At 31.5% G+C, this 17,638-nt stretch carries 15 protein-coding genes; 14 read left to right on the top strand and 1 reads right to left on the bottom strand.

Annotated features, from left to right (window positions below; genetic code table 11):
• Nucleotides 1–57: 57 nt before the first annotated feature.
• The 13 genes from KPL51_RS01070 (at nucleotide 58) to KPL51_RS01010 (ending at nucleotide 15,400) form a co-directional block, all read left to right on the top strand.
• The gene (locus tag KPL51_RS01070; protein ID WP_216156011.1) at nucleotides 58–1,284 is read left to right on the top strand and encodes a hypothetical protein; all 1,227 of its coding nucleotides are present in this window, start codon (nucleotides 58–60) and stop codon (nucleotides 1,282–1,284) included.
• 137 nt (nucleotides 1,285–1,421) lie between these two features.
• Nucleotides 1,422–3,506, top strand: a complete 2,085-nt coding sequence (locus KPL51_RS01065; protein ID WP_216156008.1) for a methyl-accepting chemotaxis protein — start codon at nucleotides 1,422–1,424, stop codon at nucleotides 3,504–3,506.
• A 113-nt stretch (nucleotides 3,507–3,619) separates the two neighbouring features.
• Nucleotides 3,620–4,762, top strand: a complete 1,143-nt coding sequence (locus tag KPL51_RS01060) for an SEC-C metal-binding domain-containing protein (protein WP_216156005.1) — start codon at nucleotides 3,620–3,622, stop codon at nucleotides 4,760–4,762.
• A 160-nt stretch (nucleotides 4,763–4,922) separates the two neighbouring features.
• Complete coding sequence (locus KPL51_RS01055) at nucleotides 4,923–6,068, top strand: tetratricopeptide repeat protein (protein ID WP_216156003.1); 1,146 nt, start codon at nucleotides 4,923–4,925, stop codon at nucleotides 6,066–6,068.
• A 45-nt stretch (nucleotides 6,069–6,113) separates the two neighbouring features.
• Nucleotides 6,114–6,797 (top strand): response regulator transcription factor, encoded by a 684-nt coding sequence (locus KPL51_RS01050; protein WP_216156000.1) that lies wholly within the window; start codon nucleotides 6,114–6,116, stop codon nucleotides 6,795–6,797.
• A 14-nt stretch (nucleotides 6,798–6,811) separates the two neighbouring features.
• Nucleotides 6,812–8,194 carry a sensor histidine kinase gene (locus KPL51_RS01045; RefSeq protein WP_216155997.1) on the top strand — a complete coding sequence of 461 codons (1,383 nt, stop codon included), beginning with the start codon at nucleotides 6,812–6,814 and terminating at the stop codon, nucleotides 8,192–8,194.
• Nucleotides 8,195–8,428: 234 nt separating this feature from the next.
• Nucleotides 8,429–9,142 (top strand): lantibiotic protection ABC transporter ATP-binding protein, encoded by a 714-nt coding sequence (locus KPL51_RS01040; protein WP_216155995.1) that lies wholly within the window; start codon nucleotides 8,429–8,431, stop codon nucleotides 9,140–9,142.
• A complete protein-coding gene (locus KPL51_RS01035; RefSeq protein WP_216155991.1) occupies nucleotides 9,142–9,867 on the top strand; it encodes a lantibiotic immunity ABC transporter MutE/EpiE family permease subunit in 726 nt (241 codons plus the stop codon). Before KPL51_RS01040 ends, KPL51_RS01035 begins: the two co-directional genes overlap by 1 nt.
• Before the next feature lies 1 nt (nucleotide 9,868).
• On the top strand, nucleotides 9,869–10,612 hold the full coding sequence (locus tag KPL51_RS01030; RefSeq protein WP_216155988.1) for a lantibiotic immunity ABC transporter MutG family permease subunit: 744 nt from the start codon (nucleotides 9,869–9,871) through the stop codon (nucleotides 10,610–10,612).
• Nucleotides 10,613–10,707: 95 nt separating this feature from the next.
• Entirely contained in the window at nucleotides 10,708–11,367 is a 660-nt protein-coding gene (locus KPL51_RS01025; RefSeq protein ID WP_216155985.1) for a response regulator transcription factor, read from the top strand.
• On the top strand, nucleotides 11,358–12,731 hold the full coding sequence (locus KPL51_RS01020) for a sensor histidine kinase (RefSeq protein ID WP_216155982.1): 1,374 nt from the start codon (nucleotides 11,358–11,360) through the stop codon (nucleotides 12,729–12,731). Before KPL51_RS01025 ends, KPL51_RS01020 begins: the two co-directional genes overlap by 10 nt.
• Before the next feature lie 346 nt (nucleotides 12,732–13,077).
• Complete coding sequence (locus KPL51_RS01015) at nucleotides 13,078–14,208, top strand: SPFH domain-containing protein (RefSeq protein WP_216155979.1); 1,131 nt, start codon at nucleotides 13,078–13,080, stop codon at nucleotides 14,206–14,208.
• A gap of 73 nt (nucleotides 14,209–14,281) precedes the next feature.
• Nucleotides 14,282–15,400, top strand: a complete 1,119-nt coding sequence (locus KPL51_RS01010; RefSeq protein ID WP_216155976.1) for a TFIIB-type zinc ribbon-containing protein — start codon at nucleotides 14,282–14,284, stop codon at nucleotides 15,398–15,400.
• Nucleotides 15,401–15,498: 98 nt separating this feature from the next.
• Here KPL51_RS01010 and KPL51_RS01005 read toward each other — a convergent pair whose 3' ends face one another.
• Entirely contained in the window at nucleotides 15,499–16,575 is a 1,077-nt protein-coding gene (locus KPL51_RS01005; protein WP_216155973.1) for an NAD(P)-dependent alcohol dehydrogenase, read from the bottom strand.
• A 296-nt stretch (nucleotides 16,576–16,871) separates the two neighbouring features.
• Between KPL51_RS01005 and gpmA the strand changes: the two genes are divergently transcribed.
• Nucleotides 16,872–17,609 carry a 2,3-diphosphoglycerate-dependent phosphoglycerate mutase gene (gpmA, locus tag KPL51_RS01000; RefSeq protein WP_216155970.1) on the top strand — a complete coding sequence of 246 codons (738 nt, stop codon included), beginning with the start codon at nucleotides 16,872–16,874 and terminating at the stop codon, nucleotides 17,607–17,609.
• Nucleotides 17,610–17,638 lie beyond the last annotated feature (29 nt).

The following is a 17,638-nucleotide window of genomic DNA, read 5'->3' as shown; positions in this document are numbered from 1 at the left end:
TAAATAATCATTATGGAGAGCATTGCTCTTAAATTATTTATATATAGGGGTGGATTTATGGAAATTATAGATTTGAAGAGATATTCAAAAAACAAGTTATTACCAATTAGCAAATATGGTGATTTACTATTAATTAGTGAAAACAAAGAGTTTAAGGAGTATCCATTTACTGAGTCAGGAATTTTAAATTATTATTTTTATAATATTAAGAGTGAAAAAATAAGTAAAATTGATAGGGATAAGTACCCAATATTAGTGGATGCCTTTCATGAAAAAAAGATAGAGGGAGAAGATGCACACTATTATATAACTATGAAAAAGCAATTATTTGAAAATCAGTATTTTTTAAATAAGATTAGTATTGAAGATGAAAAGATAGATACTATTTTTGAATTTAAAATGGATAACAAGTATCCAAATTTAGAATTTGAGGTTTTAGATAATGATCATATTTTAGTTTTTTATAAACCAGAAGAAGTGTATGATTTTGAAAACTTTGATTACGGTAAAGATCATTATGGTTATGATAGGGGTATCCTTTATAATATTAATAATGGGGAAGAGTATGAAATAAAGGATAAAGAATTTTTAAGAGGATTTCGCCTTGTTTTCTTTAAAACTACAATAATGAATGAGATGTGTGTGGTGTATGAAGAAAATTATTTGGAATCTTTTGAAAAAGAACAAATATATATGGATGATCATATGAATAAGATACCAAAAAAAGAAAAATTCTTTTACAAGGATTGCCTTAAGTATTCTACTTTGGAAACGTTTTTATCAGAGGTTAAGATGGGAAAAGAGAAGATATCTTTTATAGATATTGAATCAAGGGGCATTAAAGGATTTGAGATATTTTCTGGAACTGATGAAAATAATATATATTATCTTGTGGGAGATTTTGGAGAGGAAGAATTAAATGTTTTGGTTATGATTAATAAACAGGATTTATCAAAGAAAACAATAAAATTGCCTGAAGAATATGATGAGGAAGATGGAATTAAGAATGTTAGATATATATGCTGCTTAGAGGATAAGTATAAATCTATTTTCCAACTTAAGAATTTGACAAATAATAAAATTGAAATGAAAGAAGTTATTAATGGAAATATTAATTATACTTACTCAAATGATTTGGGAACCATTCAAAGTTACATTGAAGAGAAATTTTTAATTGCCTGCGTAAACAATAAAAAAACTTCTGTGATAGATGTTGAAAATAACAGTATAAAATGTTTTAATAGAGAAAGTAAAGTTTTTGATGAGTATTTAATTTTATATTAAGGATTGTGGAACTGCTGAAATATAACCAAATATTTCAGCAGTTTTTTTAATTACCAATATTATGGTAAATAAATGTCTAAAGAATTTCAAAATAAAAACGATAATATAATAAAACAAAAAAATATTGGGGGAAAAATATGAAAAAGACTAAAGATACAAATTTCAAATTTTTTAATAAAGCCAAAAAAATAAATACAATTATATTGGCTTCAATTTTACCAGTATTTTTGATAACTTTTATGGCTATAGGAATCTTTGCTTATAGTAATTCGAAAAAAACGATAAATACTGAGATTGAGCAAAAAATGAATCATCAATTAAAGGAAACAGTAAACTCCATTCAAACAGACTTAGAAAAACATGGCCAAATTCCGGCTTCAATATCGAGAAGTGTAGAATCTTTAGGTAAAATAATGAAAAAAGATAAATTTGTTTCTATTACACAAAAGAGTATAAGTACAAATGAAGATACTTTCGGACTGGGAATATGGTTTGAGCCTTATAAATATGATGCAACTTTAAAGTATTTTTCTCCATATGCATTTAAAGAAAATGGAAAACCAAAATATTCAGATGAGTACATAACAACACAATATGAGTACACTAAAGAAGAATGGTATACTTTAGGTAAAAATACTGATAAGGTCGTTGTGTGGTCCTCTGCATATGTTGATCCTGTAACTAAGGTTGCTATGGTAACAGCTACAGCGCCATTTTATGATGACAATAATAATTTTATTGGAGTTACTACTGCTGATATGGGGTTAGCACAAATTCAAAAGAAAATATCTGAAATCAAAGTTGGCAACACTGGAAAGGCCGTGCTTTTAAGTGGTGATGGTACATATTTAGCAGGTAGTAGTGCTGAAAAGATAATGAAAATGAAGATTGCTGACAATCCTGATAAAGATATAGCTGAGGTTGGGAAAAAAATTACAAAAGATAAAAATGGTAATGCTGGGTACAAGGATGTAGATGGTAAAAAACAGGTTTATTATCAAGCAATCCCTGAAACCGGATGGATAGTTGCATTAGTAATGCCCGAAAGAGAACTTTATGCATCACTTCAAAGTTTATTAATAAAGATTATTGCAATTCTATTAGTGGCTTCGGTTTTAGTTATTGTTGTAGTTCTTTTATTTAGCTCATATATAACAAGAAACATAAAGAGAGTAAATGACCTTTCTTTTGCTATTGCAGAAGGGGATTTAACGAAAATGTTAGAGGTTAATAATAAAAATGAACTAGGGGAGATGGGAAGCAATTTAAATAAAATGACTAATAATTTAAGAGTGTTAGTTATGAGTACTATAGAAAGCTTAGAACAGGTTGTAGCAACATCAGAAGAGTTGACAGCAAGTTCAGACCAAACCCAGCAGTCGGCAGAAGAGATATCACTAGCTATTCAAAAGGTTGCTCAGGGAAGCGAAGAACAGGTAGTGATTGCCCTTGATGCATCAAGAATAGCAAAAGAGATATTTACGGGCATAGAGCAAATATCACAAAATGTACAAGATGTTACCAGTGCTTCTTTAGCTACATCTACTAAAGCTGAAAAAGGTAATGAGATTATAAATTCTGCTATTGATTATATGAATAATATTAGTGAGAAAGTGGCTGTTTCCTCGCAGGTAGTTTCAGTACTCGGAGATAAGTCTACTAAAATAGGAAGCATAGTATCATCAATAACATCTATTGCAGAGCAAACTAATTTATTAGCTTTAAATGCAGCTATTGAGGCGGCTAGAGCAGGGCAGCAAGGTAGAGGATTTGCCGTTGTTGCTGATGAAGTAAGGAAACTCGCAGAGCAATCGGCAGAGGCAGCAGGAAATATCTCTGGGTTAATACATGAAATTCAAAATGAAATTATAAATGCAGTAAAAGCTATGAATAATGGCACCTTAGCGGTAGATGATGGGATTAAGAAGGTTAATGAGGCTGGTAAATCATTTGGTGATATATTGCATGATGTTAATTATATGGCATCTGAAATGCAAGATGTATCGGCAGTAGTAGAAGAAATAAGTGCAGGTACTCATAATATGCTTGAGGGTGTTGAAAATGTATCGAGAATATCTAGTGCGGCATCAGGGAACTCTCAAAATGTAGCAGCTGGTTCTGAGCAGCAGACAGCATTAATGAAAGAAGTAGCTAATGCTGCTGAAAATTTAACTACGATGGCCGCTGAGCTCCAAAATTCAATGAGAAATTTTAAGTTGTAATAATTTATTAACTATCAAATCCCAAAAATTAGTGGAACGAATAATATTAATTAGGTTAATACTTGATTTATTAGCTATAAAAGTTAATAATGTATGTAGTGGTGGTGATAGAAATGAATATAAATCAATTAAATGCTAATAACTTTTGCAAAATGTTTACAAGCTTAAACAAACAAGTATCCTTATATGAAACGCTTGCTACATATACTAAAAATGATCTGGACGAGGTAAGGAAGGATTTATGTATCTCAGGGATTAGCTCATTAAATAAGCAAAAGCTTGCTATGGCTCTTGATGCTAATATTAAAGCATTACTTCCTGAAATATTGAAGAAATTCACGGATAGTGAATATAAATTGCTTAGAAATATGATGAAACATAATGGGATACTAGAATATAAAGATGAATTTTCTGATGTTTTATCTTATTTAAGACGATTTGGTATAATAGGGTGCTTTAAAGATAACAATGATGAAAATTATATTTTTATACCTGAAGATATATTAATGAGTATTAGTGCATTAATAAACAATCTAAATATTGTTTCAGAAATAAAGCAAAATGAAAAGGTAACTAAGCTTTTAAAGGGACTTCTGTTTTATTATGGGGTGTTACCTTTCCAAAAGGCTCATGATATGATAACTAACTATACTAAAAAACATGACCCTATGGTTAATACTTTTAATATTATTTATGAAAGTTTTAAAAAAGATGATGAAGTGTACGTTCATAATGATTATTGGTGTTCTAAACAAGTTAGGGATCCTGAGGAATTAATTACCCAGCAAGATACGAAAAGTAACATTAATTATTTTTCCCTTAATGAAGAGCAAGTATTAAATGCCTCTGAATTTAATTTTGTGGAATTGAATGAATATGATAGAGAATTAAGTACTTTTCTATGTGATAATTTTGAAGTTTCAAAAGACCAAGTTTTAGAGTACATACAAGTCATTAAATTGAAGTTTAAAATTGGATATCAATTTAATGAGATAGTAGAAGAATTTTCAGTGAAATTTGAAGTGGAAAATTTAGAACAGTTAAAACAACCAATAGATTTAATTATTGTTGTTTATAATAATTCTACACAGTGGAGGTTAAAGGGGCATAGTCCAGGGAATGTTTCAAAAACAAAAAAAAATCACCAGCAGCCAATTGTAAGTATTAATAAACAGGGTTTAAATACTAAAGTTGGCAGAAATGATACTTGCCCCTGTGGCAGCGGTAAGAAATATAAAAATTGTTGTTTAAAATAAGTTTTCGCATCTCTGAAAAAAGGGGCTATCTCAAAATAGAAGTTAATTTCTATTTTGAGACAGTCCCTTATCAATTCTTTACTTCTATGTAACTACTTAATATTAAATAAGGTTTAGAATAGAAACATAGAAAGAAAAAAATAATTAAGGGGTGTTTTATATGAATAGAAAATCTATAATAATTTTATCACTAGTGGCATCTTTAATGTTTACAGGGGGATGCAATGCATCAACTCCAAGTGCATTAATAAAGTCACCTAAAATTTTAGAATCACAGGTTAAAAAGGAAGACATAAACGCAATAGCAAAACGATTTTTACCTAACAAATCAAAGCTAGTAGATGTATCAAAGATAGCTACAGAAAAGCCTGTTATTAAGGTGGATCTTGATAATGATAAAAAAGATGAAATCATAGGATTTTTTGATATTCCAGAATCCTTTGAAAAGGGGTTTGTAGTAATTAAAGAAAAAGACGGAAAATGGAATAAGATTTATGAGTACAAAAGTCAAGGAAATAATATATTAAAAAGTGAATTTATAGATTTATATGGAAATGGTAAAAAAACATTGCTGTTTGGAAACCTCATTTCTACCCTTGCAGGGGTGAACTATAACTTATTTACGGTTAATGATGGTGAAATGAATAAAGTAGATTTAGGATCATGGAATAAGATGGAGATATTAAATGCTTCTTTAGAAAATGATAAAAAGGGATTCGTTTTTGCAGGATGGAAAGTATATGGACCAGATAAATCCTATGGAATTGACTTAATTAGATTTGATGGTGGAAAATTTACTTATGCTAAAGATTTATATCCAGAATACTTCAAAAATGTAGTGAAATACTATAAAGATACAATGGGTAAAGATTCTAAGGATGTTACACTTTGGTACTTTTTAGCTGATTCACAAGTAAAATCAAATATGTATAATGATGCGCTTAACTCTATAAAGAAAGGCATTGATGCTACTAATGATAAAAAGGGAACATTTAAAGCATTTGATGATGCTCAATTTAATTTGCTAAAGGCACAGTCATTAAATGGGCTTAAAAAATATGATGAGGCGAAGAATGTTTTGGAAGATATAGCAGCAAAACAACTTAAGAAACTACAAGCAAATAATAACGATATGAATGATGAAAAAGTTTTAGCAAATATTTATTTGGAAATTTCAAAGTCATATTATAACTTGAAAAAAGATGAAAAGGGAATGGAATATCATGAAAAATATTTAAATGTAATTAAAACCCTTGAAAATAAGGAGTACTTTAAACATGAACTTGTAAAAGGCGATGTAGAGTAGTTGCAGAAAGTAGAATAATGATTATGATTTGGGGCAGGTGTGCAAATGAATGAAAAAGTTCTTGTTATTGAGGATGAAAAACATATTAGGGGTTTTATAACCTTGAATTTATCTTTAAGTGAATTTCAAGTTATAGAAGCATCCTCAGGGGAAGAAGGGTTAATTAAGTATGAAGCTGAAAAACCAGATGTAGTAATTCTGGATATAATGTTACCTAATATAGATGGGTATGAGGTATGTAAAAGATTAAGGGAAAAGGGTTATGATTGTTGTATAATTATGCTAACAGCAAAGGCACAAGATATGGATAAAATAATAGGGCTAGATATTGGGGCTGACGATTACATGGTCAAGCCTTTTAATCCTATGGAACTTATTTCAAGAATAAATGCTAATTTAAGAAAAACAAAAAGAAATAACATTAGTTCTGAGGTGCTTACCTATAGACAATTGAAACTTAATAAATCATCACAAAAATTTTATAAAAATGATGTGGAAATAGAATTCACCTTTAGAGAGTTTTCACTTATAGAAGTATTTATGGAAAATATAAACAAAGCACTTTCTAGGGAAAAACTTTTAGATTTATCTTGGGGAGAGGACTTTTTTGGGGAAATAAAAACTGTTGATGTGCATGTAAGGAGAATAAGGGAAAAGATAGAAGATAATCCATCAAAACCTATTTATATACAAACGGTTTGGGGAGTGGGATACAGGTTTGGGAAATGAGAGGAGGCAGCGCATTGAAAAGTATTAAGACCAGGCTTACAGTAAGTTACTTAATACTTATAATTTTAATTGTAGTTATATTTGAGACTATATTTATGGTTAGTATAAAAAAATATTATTACAATAGCATTGAAAATACATTAAAAAATCAAGCTGAGATATCAAGTAATTTTTACAAAAAATACTCTGTGGGTACAGATATTTCAAAGGCATCTAGTGACATAATGGATAATTTATCTTATTTAACAAACTCGCAAATTCAGATAGTGGACATAAATGGAGTAGTAATTAATGATAGTAAAGGTGTTTCAACTGGAATAAAGATAAAATCACCAGATATTGATGAAGCACTAAATGGAGAAATAGCAGTATTCAAGGGCAAATATAAAGAAAACAGCGAAAGTGTAATGGCAGTTTCAAAGGTTCTAATATCAAGTGGTAGATCAGTTGGAGTTATACGATTTATAACGTCAATGGAAATGGTAAATAAACTGATTACAAATATATTTTTCATATTTCTGTTAATAGGAGTACTTGTTATTTTAGCCACAGCAATACTGAGCATCATAATGTCTAAAACTATTATAGAACCATTAAAAACTGTAACAAATGCAGCTAATGAAATGGCCAGTGGTAAATTTTCAATAAGAGTAGATAAAAAATATAATGATGAAGTAGGTATAATGGCGGATACTTTGAATTATATGTCCGAGGAAATATTAAAAAATGATAAGTTGAAGAATGAATTTATATCATCAATATCTCATGAACTTAGGACACCATTAACCTCTATAAAAGGCTGGGCATTAACATTAAAAAGAAAAGAATTTACGGATGAGGTTAAAAAAGCAGAGGCACTTAATATTATAGTTGAAGAAAGTGAAAGATTATCATTGATGGTTGAGGAACTTTTAGACTTTTCAAGATTTCAATCTGGTAGGATTACTCTTCATATAAATAAAATTGATATAGGTGAACTTTTAAAAAATATAATTATGGAATTAGAGCCAAGAGCAATGAAGAATGGAATTATGTTAACTAATAATATTTATGAAACTGCACTTATTGATGGAGATAAAAACAGGCTAAAACAAGTTTTTATTAATATATTAGATAATGCATTGAAGTTTACAAATGAGGGGGATGAAATTTGTATACACTATGTAGAGAATAAGGAGAATATAGCAATAACCATAGAAGATAATGGTATAGGAATAAGTGAAGAAGATTTAAAAAATATTACTAAAAAGTTTTACAAAGTAAGCTCTAAGAAATCAGGAAGTGGACTGGGACTTGCAATAACAAATGAAATAATAAACCTACATAAAGGTGAATTAAATTTTGAAAGTGACTATGGTAAGGGAACAAAGGTAGAAGTTAAATTGCCTAAAAAATAAATAGAGCTTAATATGTGATTTTTATTGTGGAAAAGGAATTATTGGTGGTAAGATGACTTTGTTTAGTATGATTTACAAAAGGTATATAGACTAGCTTTTTAGCTAGTCTATATACCTTTTGGCATTTATACGCAGATTATGATGTAGAAGAAGAAATTTTGAAATCCTTATAGAATCCTTATAATTACTTAGTATTATAAAACTATAGTAAATGAGAGGAAGATGATTAAGAGTATGAATAAGAATAATTACATTTTACAAACAAAAGACCTTTGCAAGTCTTTTAAAAAACAGTGTGCGGTAAACAATATTTCCTTGTCCATTACGGAAAATTCTGTATATGGATTACTGGGACCCAATGGTGCCGGAAAATCAACTCTGTTAAAAATGGTTACGGGAATGCTTCATCCAACATCAGGAGAAATAATTTTCGAAGGACATCCTTGGAGTAGGAAGGATCTTTCTGATATAGGAGTTTTGATTGAATCGCCACCTCTTTATGAAAATTTGACGGCTGTTGAAAACCTGAAAGTACGAACTATTCTTTTAGGACTGCCAGATTCTCGTATTAAGGAAGTATTGGAAACAGTTGATTTGACGGGTACAGGAAAGAAAAAGGCAGGACAGTTTTCTATGGGAATGAAGCAAAGGCTTGGAATTGCAATTGCACTACTAAATAAACCTAAATTGCTAATTTTGGATGAGCCTACAAATGGTCTTGATCCTATTGGAATACAAGACTTAAGAGAGTTAATACGTTCTTTCCCAGCGCAGGGAATGACAGTTATTCTATCTAGCCATATATTAAGTGAGGTTGAACTTATTGCAGACCACATCGGTATCATAAGCAATGGGGTACTCGGGTATAATGGCAAAATTAATCCTGGAGAAGATTTGGAAGTACTTTTCACAGAGGTTGTGAAAAAGAATAGGAAGGAGGATTTATAATGCTTAAATATTTACAGGCTGAAAATTTAAAATGCAAAAGAACATTCATAAAAAAACTGATTTTTATTGCACCTATGGTTACTTTTATCATGGCGCTTTCATCATGGGAATGGTTTCAAGCCAATAGCTTTAATTGGTGGTACATGATGATACTACCAGGATATATTTCAATAATGGCAGTGATGACTAATGAAAAAGAGGAAAAAAAGTTACGCTACAGGGCTGTATTTGGTTTGCCAATTTCACTAAAAGAAATATGGATTTCAAAAGTTTTGGTGAATGGGATTTATATGACTATCTCATGTATGGTTTTGTCAGTGGGAATTATTTTAGCAGGTTACAAGTTCCCCATTACTGTGCCAGTTCTTCGTGCACTTGTTTCAGGTATTTTGATTGCAGTTACATCTTTATGGCAAATTCCATTTTGTATGTTTTTAGCAAAAAAAATGGGAATTTTAGGGGCTGTTTTGATAAATGTTGGAGGTAGTTTTATATTGAGTGCTTTGACTGCAATAACATCAATGTGGTGGATTTGTCCTTATAGCTGGACAGCTCGTATTATGTGTCCTGTTATTGGATATCTTCCAAATGGACTTAAGGTAGAAATGGGATCATCACTATTAAATCCAAGTGTGATTCCAATTGGAATTATTCTGTCCCTTATTCTGTTTGCTTTGTTACTAATTGTTACTGCTAATTGGTTTGAAAAACAGGAGGTTAAATAATATGATTACTTTACTTAGATGTATAAAATCGGATTTTTATAAATTAAGACATACTTCTATTTTGTGGATTCATTTGCTTATTCCACTAGCGGGAGCATTCACATTTCTATTATATTATCACATCACAGCAAAAAACTCGATAGGGGATATAAAAACGTACCTGGAGGTACTGGCCATTGCTTTTCCTTTGCTCATAGGATTAATTAGTGGGATAGTGATTGATCAGGAGGAATTAGCTGGAAATTTTCAAGTATTGCTCACTACTTCAAAATTAAAATGTACTACGTATTTGAGTAAGCTAATTATTTTACTTTTATTGGGAAGCTTTTCTATTATACTTGCTGTAGGAATATTTGCACTTGGATTTCACGTAGTGCCATGCTTGTTTTACTTAAAAGCAGCAGGAGCATTAGTTCTAGGAAATATATTCATTTATATATTGCACGTGTTCATTAGTCTTCAATTTGGAAAGGGTGCATCCACGGGTATTGGAGTTTCCGGAAGCCTTATTTCTGCTCTGATGCTCACAGGTCTTGGTGATTATATATGGCACTTTATTCCATGGGCATGGGGTGTGAGGTTTTGCGATAATATGATTTATCAGTTAATTTATTCTTCTTTCAGTACTGAATTTGCCTCTGATAGTCAAAATGGATTATTTATAATGTTATTTGCCATATGTATAGCCTTCGCTTCTAGTTTATGTTGGTTCAGAAAGTGGGAAGGAAGAAAGTCATATGAATAACGAAAAATTTAATTTGAAATTTATGGATAGTAAAATTTGATTTGATAATATTTTGACGTTATACTATTTATAGGCAACATAAAGGGGTGGGAAGCATGGCAAAAATTTTGGTTATCGATGATGAACCGGATATCTTGGCTTTAATTAAAAATATTCTTCAGAAAGATAATCATCTGGTGACTACAGTTGTAAATCCTGAAAAAATTTTAACCAGTGAATTTTCAAACTTTGATTTGATTTTACTAGATGTGATGATGCCACGCATGGATGGATTTACCTTTTGCAAGGAAATTCGTGGAATTGTGGACTGTCCCATTATTTTTCTTACAGCAAAAACCATGGAAATAGATATTATGTATGGTTTAGGGCTTGGCGCGGATGATTACATTACCAAACCATTTGGCATGGGAGAACTAAGAGCCAAAGTAAATGCCTATCTTAGGCGGGAAAACCGTGAAAGACGCAGTACCCTTTGCCTATCTGGGATGAAGTTTGATTTATCTGGTAAGGAAATTTTAGTAGATGATAAAAAAATTCCTTTTACCAAAAGTGAATATAACATCTGTGAATTTCTTGCCAGAAATCAAGGACAGGTTTTTTCAAAGGACAAAATATATGAAGGTGTTTATGGGTATGATGGTAAAAGTGATAGCTCAGCTATTACGGAGCATGTTAAAAACATACGGGCAAAGCTGGCTGTTTTTGAACTGTTACCAATTGAGACGGTATGGGGGATAGGATACAAATGGAAGTGAAGAAAAAAACTTTTACGTTAAAGGCAGTTTTTTTTAAGTATTTATTAACTTTAGGGGTTGCATTTATTGTTTTCGCCGGACTATATTTGGGGATTTTTAATTTAGCTCAAAAAAAAGGTGTGATTTTTTTACCTAATTACAGTGAAAATTTGGCTAGAAGTGCTAAAACATTGCTTGCAAAAGTCCCTGAAATTAAAGAGAATATGATACCCTATGGATGCAAATTTGCTGTGCTTAACAAAAAATACAAAGTTATAAAAACAAATTTAGAGGGTGTGGATTTACTGACCGCAGTAGAATGTGCTAAGGGAACTTACACAGAAAATGGAGGCAAAAAGTTCTACTATTTCATTGAAAGGCAAGATGGCTTTTGTGTTTTGCAGTACTATGTTCAAATGAGTTATCAATCTGAATTTTTAAATAAACATTTACCAGATCCAGAAGAAACAATAATTGTAATTTTTGCTATAATATATTTTTTGATCGTTTTTATTATTACTACTATTTATGCAAAAAACCTAAATAAACATCTAAAGCCACTGCTGGAAGCTACTGAAAAAATCAAGAAGCAGGATTTGGATTTTGACATAAAACATTCAAGGGTTAAAGAATTCAATGATGTGCTTTTATCAATATCAGAAATGAAAACAGATTTAAAAAAATCTTTAGAGCGACAATGGAATATTGAAGGAGCAAAGAAGGAGCAAATTTCAGCTCTTGCACATGATCTTAAAACACCATTAACCATTATTAAAGGAAATGCTGAACTAATGTGTGATTCAACATTAGATGAGCAACAGAAAGAATACATGGATTATATTTCAAAAAATACTGGGCAAATAGATCAGTATATCAAAATACTAATTGAGATTGCAAATTCTGAAAAAGCTATTTTCCTACAACTGGAAAAGGTAGAATTAGAAAATTTTATTGATACAATTCACCAGCAACTTGAAGCCATTGCAAATACCAAGGGACTTAAAGTTGAATTTACTAAAACTTATATTCCTAGGTCAATTATTCTTGATAAGTCTTTGCTACAACGTGCCATCATGAATGTTATTTCAAATGCGGTGGATTATTCCCCAAATAACGGAAAGATTTATTTTCAAGTAAAATTCATGGATAATAAAATAAGCTTCATTACAACAGATAGTGGAAAGGGTTTTTCAAGGGAGAATATCAAATCAGCCACAAAACAATTTTATATGGGAGATTCTAGTCGTGCATCGAAAAGTCATTATGGAATAGGCTTGTTTATTACAGAGTCCTTTGTAAATCTCCACGGTGGAACACTACATATTGCTAACTCTACTGTCACTGGTGGCGCGGAGGTAACAATAGAGATCCCAATTTGCCAATAGAACATTTGTGATTGAGTGTGTGCAGAATCCTAAAAAAGCAGCTGGTAATAGTTTTAAACTTGTAAAAGTCATTAAATTTGACATTTGCAAGCTTTTTGTTTACTTAAATAAGACTAAAATCGACAATGAAAATGTTGTATGAATGGGAGGTTATGGTATAATTAATAAATGGAATTAATTCAGAATTGTAAGAAAACTGTGGCGTAAAGCATCAAGAAAAAAATGACAGGGTATACTCAATTATTATCGGTAGTTATATATATAATTGAAAATAATATATATAGCATTATTTTTATAATATGGAATAATTGATGTACTCTTAAGGAATACAAGGGGGAACATAAACATGGGACTATTCGGATTTATAAAAAATCAATTTATTGAGGTAATAGAATGGACTGATAATACTACAGATACAATGGTATATAGATTTCCAGTAGAAAACAAAGAGATAAAAATGGGAGCGCAATTAACTGTAAGAGAATCTCAAATAGCGGTGTTTATTAACGAGGGAGTTATAGCAGATGTATTTTATCCAGGCAGATATACATTATCTACTGAAAATATGCCTATAATTACTAAACTAAAATCATGGAAGTTTGGCTTTAATTCTCCTTTTAAAGCAGAGGTGTATTTTGTTAATTCAAAACAATTTACAGATCAGAAATGGGGTACTTCAAATCCTATAATGATGCGTGATAAAGAATTTGGTATGCTTAGATTAAGAGGATATGGTATTTATTCATATGGAGTTACTAATGCCGAAATATTTTTAAAAGAGGTTTTTGGAACTAATCAGAAGTTTGATACTGAAAGCATCTCAGGACAATTAAAACGTACTATTATATCAGGTATTACAGATTTGATAGGTGAATCTAAAATTGCTGCACTAGATCTTGCTATGAATTATGATGAGTTAAGTGAGCAAGCTAAAAATAAATTACAACCTAAATTTTATGAATTTGGATTTGAACTTAAAACACTAATAATAGAAAATCTATCCCTTCCTGAAGAGGTTGAAAAGGTTATGGACAAGAGAACCTCTATGGGGGTGCTTGGAAATCTAAATCAGTATACAAAGTATCAAGCAGCAGAAGCAATAAGGGATGCTGCACAAAATCCAGGTATGGGTGGAATAGGAGCCTCTATAGGGGCTGGTGCTGCTATTGGTAATGTTATGACAGAATCATTAAAAGGGAATTCCTATTCGCAAAATAAGCCTGAAGTTAGTATAGTTGAATGTCCCCACTGTCATTCACAGGTTCCCAGCAATAATAAATTTTGCCCGGAATGTGGAAAATCATTAGAGCAGTTAAAGAATAAATGTAATAAGTGTGGAGCAGAAATTAATAGTAATACAAAATTCTGTCCAGAATGTGGTTGTGCTCAGAACATAGAGAAGTTATGCTCAAAATGTAACACTAAACTGTCACCAACTGCAAAGTTTTGCCCGGAATGTGGGAATGCAAATGACTAAGCTTTCATAAAAACAATATAAAATATGGTAAAATACCAGCGGCTTTTTAAGAAATGTATTAGGGGGAGAGCATATGGGGGAAACACCTAGTGTTGAAAATAGTAAGATTAAACAGGAACAAACAGAACGTTTTCTTTGTCCGGCTTGTGGCGGGAATATGGTTTTTGAGCCTAAAAAACAAAAGTTAGTCTGTTTATATTGTTCAAATGAAAATGAAGTTAAATTTGATAAAACAAATATAATTGAAAATGACTTTTATACTGCAGAGAATACTAAAAGTAAAAATTGGGGAAATGAAAAGAGAATAATTAAGTGTGAGAGTTGCGGTGCCGAGACGATACTAGATGAAAATAGCACAGCACAGTTTTGTGCCTTTTGTGGTTCTTCACATATAATAAAAACGCAGGAAACTGCAGGTATGGTACCTCAGTCACTGATCCCCTTTGTTATATCCAAAGATAAAGCGGGAGAATTATTTTCAAACTGGATAAAGAAATTATTTTTTGCCCCTAGAGCACTTAAATCTAGTTATAACATGGACAAGATGAAGGGGGTATACATACCTTTCTGGACATATGACAGCAATACATTTTCAGATTATACTGCAGAAAGAGGCACCTACTATTATGTAACAGAAACTGAATGGGTTGGTGAGGGAGCTGAAAGAAAGCAGGTTACAAAGCAAGTTAGAAAAACATCATGGAGTTATGTAAGTGGTGATTTTTCTAAGATCTTCGATGATATATTAATTAATGCTTCATCACAAATTAATAAACATATAATAAATAAATTAGAACCTTTTAATTTAAATGAGCTGGTCCAGTATAAACCAGAATTTTTATCAGGTTTTTTAGCAGAAAGATATAGTATAGATTTAAAATCTGGTTGGAAATTAGCAGAGGGGAAAATAGAAAGCGATTTAAGTGGTGAGATTAGGCAGCATATAGGTGGAGATGAAGTAAGAGGCTTAAACTTTTCAACTTCCTATGATGCAGTAAAATTTAAACATATTTTATTACCTATATGGATTTCTGCATATATTTATAAAGTTAAAGTATACAAGTTTATGATAAACGGACAAACTGGTGAAGTTGATGGAGAATCTCCAATTAGTATTATAAAAGTTATGTTACTAATTTTAGTTATCTTAGCTGTGATTGGTGGAGGGTATTTCTATTTTTCAAATAAATAAGCTTTTCGAAAGAGTTAAACTGCAAAAATAAAACAGCTACCTTACCTAGAAAATCTTGGTAAGGTAGCTATTTTATTTTCATAATATTAGATGCAATTCTATTTTTCTTTACTCCAATCAATATAAACAACAGGCTTGATTAAATCTCTTGGCTTGTCCCTCATAACATAAAAAGCTTCTTCAAGCTTATGAAAGTCATAATATCTATGAGTAATCATTTTGCCTGGCTGAATACGTCCATAACGAATCATATTAAGAAGACGTTCCATACGAACACGTCCACCCTCGCAAAGATCACCACGTATGGTTTTACCTGCCATGCCTCGGCCAAAGGCTAAAGTAGGAATTGGTAAATAGTCTGCGCCGGTAAAATAGTTGATGTTTGCGATGTTTCCACCACCAAAACGTGTCATTGCAATTGCTAAACCAAAGGTTTCAGCATCGCCCCCTGCGATGATAGTTGCATCAGTTCCACGTCCGCCAGTAAGAGTAAGAATTTGCTTAGCAATATTACCTTCTTTGTAGCTAATGATATCTGTTGCACCGTATTCTTTAGCTAAAGCTACACAATTAGGACGTGTACCTACTGCAAAAATACGACCAGCACCACGAAGCTTAGCTCCTGCAATTGCCATTAGTCCAACTGGCCCAATGCCAATAACACAAACACAATCACCAAATTTAATGTCAGCCATTTCAGCTCCACTAAAACCGGTAGTAACCATGTCTACAGTCATAATAGCATCATCAACAGATACATCATTAGGTAACAGAGCCATATTATTATCAGCATCATTTACCATGAAAAATTCAGCGAAAACTCCATCTCTTGTTCCAGATAACATAAAACTTGAGAATGGACCGCTAGAATGCTTAAAATTATGTTCTTGAATTCCTCTTGAACGCCAATCAGGGGTTCCAGCAGGAACAACAACCTTGTCGCCCACTTTAAAGTCTCTTACCAACTCACCAATTTCAACTACCTCGCCAAGTGCTTCATGTCCAAGAACAAAACCAGAAGGTTTTTGAGCGCCACCCTCAAAGGCAGTGTGAACATCTGAAGAGCAGGGAGCAATTACAGTGGGACGAATAATTGCATCATATGGTCCTGCAATTGGTTTTTCTTTATCTATCCAAGCAATTTTATTTGGTTCTATTAAAGCTAATGCTTTCATAATATAGACCTTCTTTCAATATTTTTTTATTAATACCACTATTGTACAACTTTGACAAAATAATATCAACAACAAGGCGATATATTAGAAAAAACTTTCTTTTGTGTTATAATTTGAAATATTAGTTTAAGCCTTATTAGTATAAATCCTGTTTATTTTACCTATTATAAAATCAAGAAAATATTCATTTTATGAATATCACGTTTTTAGCAATATTGGATATCTACAATGATTTGGAGTATAATAATCTAAATACAAATAATCGTAATATTTAAATTATAAAGGGAGGGATTAAGTTGATTAAGTTAGTATTAATAAGACATGGCGAAAGCCTTTGGAATATGGAAAACAGATTTACTGGTTGGACGGATGTAGATTTATCAGAGAATGGTTTAATTGAGGCAAGGAAAGCGGGTGCAATACTTAAACAAAATGGCTATACTTTTGATTTAGCATATACTTCTGTATTAAAAAGAGCAATTAGAACTCTTTGGATTGCACTGCATGAGATGGATTTGATGTGGATTCCTGTAATTAAGTCATGGAAGCTAAATGAAAGACATTATGGCGCCTTGCAAGGGTTAAATAAGGCGGAAACAGCAAAGAAATATGGAGATGAACAAGTTCATAAATGGAGAAGATATGTAGATGTAAGACCGCCTGAACTTTTAAAAACTGATGACAGATATCCTGGCACGGAATTAAAATATAGTGAATTAAGAGAAGATCAGATTCCTACAACTGAAAATTTGGAGGATACTATAAAGAGGGTAATGGAAGAATGGTTCCAGGAAATAGCACCAAAAATTAAACAGGGCAAGAAAATTATAATTTCTGCACATGGGAATACATTAAGAGCTTTAGTGAAATATTTGGATAATATATCTAGTGATAACATAGTAAGTTTAAACATACCTACGGGAATTCCACTTGTATATGAACTAGATGATAATTTGAAACCTATTAGGCACTATTATTTAGAATTAGATGGTAAATTGCCTGAAGAAGTCATTCCAAAAACATTTGCGGAATAAAATACTGGACGTTAATGGCGACGAAAAAC

It is taken from the genome of Clostridium bowmanii (genome assembly GCF_018861315.1).
Taxonomy (GTDB): domain Bacteria; phylum Bacillota; class Clostridia; order Clostridiales; family Clostridiaceae; genus Clostridium_AD; species Clostridium_AD bowmanii.
The sequence above is the reverse complement of the archived record's forward strand: the minus strand, read 5'-3'. Positions and strand labels throughout refer to the sequence as shown.

Excerpts from the sequence above, each read along its gene's own strand:
- KPL51_RS01010 (WP_216155976.1), top strand. The coding sequence starts at position 14,282 with ATGGGGGAAACACCTAGTGTTGAAAATAGTAAGATTAAACAGGAACAA.
- KPL51_RS01025 (WP_216155985.1), top strand. The coding sequence starts at position 10,708 with ATGGCAAAAATTTTGGTTATCGATGATGAACCGGATATCTTGGCTTTA.
- KPL51_RS01040 (WP_216155995.1), top strand. The coding sequence starts at position 8,429 with ATGAATAAGAATAATTACATTTTACAAACAAAAGACCTTTGCAAGTCT.
- KPL51_RS01060 (WP_216156005.1), top strand. The coding sequence starts at position 3,620 with ATGAATATAAATCAATTAAATGCTAATAACTTTTGCAAAATGTTTACA.
- KPL51_RS01055 (WP_216156003.1), top strand. The coding sequence starts at position 4,923 with ATGAATAGAAAATCTATAATAATTTTATCACTAGTGGCATCTTTAATG.
- KPL51_RS01070 (WP_216156011.1), top strand. The coding sequence starts at position 58 with ATGGAAATTATAGATTTGAAGAGATATTCAAAAAACAAGTTATTACCA.
- KPL51_RS01015 (WP_216155979.1), top strand. The coding sequence starts at position 13,078 with ATGGGACTATTCGGATTTATAAAAAATCAATTTATTGAGGTAATAGAA.
- KPL51_RS01065 (WP_216156008.1), top strand. The coding sequence starts at position 1,422 with ATGAAAAAGACTAAAGATACAAATTTCAAATTTTTTAATAAAGCCAAA.
- KPL51_RS01050 (WP_216156000.1), top strand. The coding sequence starts at position 6,114 with ATGAATGAAAAAGTTCTTGTTATTGAGGATGAAAAACATATTAGGGGT.
- KPL51_RS01035 (WP_216155991.1), top strand. The coding sequence starts at position 9,142 with ATGCTTAAATATTTACAGGCTGAAAATTTAAAATGCAAAAGAACATTC.
- KPL51_RS01030 (WP_216155988.1), top strand. The coding sequence starts at position 9,869 with ATGATTACTTTACTTAGATGTATAAAATCGGATTTTTATAAATTAAGA.
- KPL51_RS01020 (WP_216155982.1), top strand. The coding sequence starts at position 11,358 with ATGGAAGTGAAGAAAAAAACTTTTACGTTAAAGGCAGTTTTTTTTAAG.
- KPL51_RS01005 (WP_216155973.1), bottom strand. The coding sequence starts at position 16,575 with ATGAAAGCATTAGCTTTAATAGAACCAAATAAAATTGCTTGGATAGAT.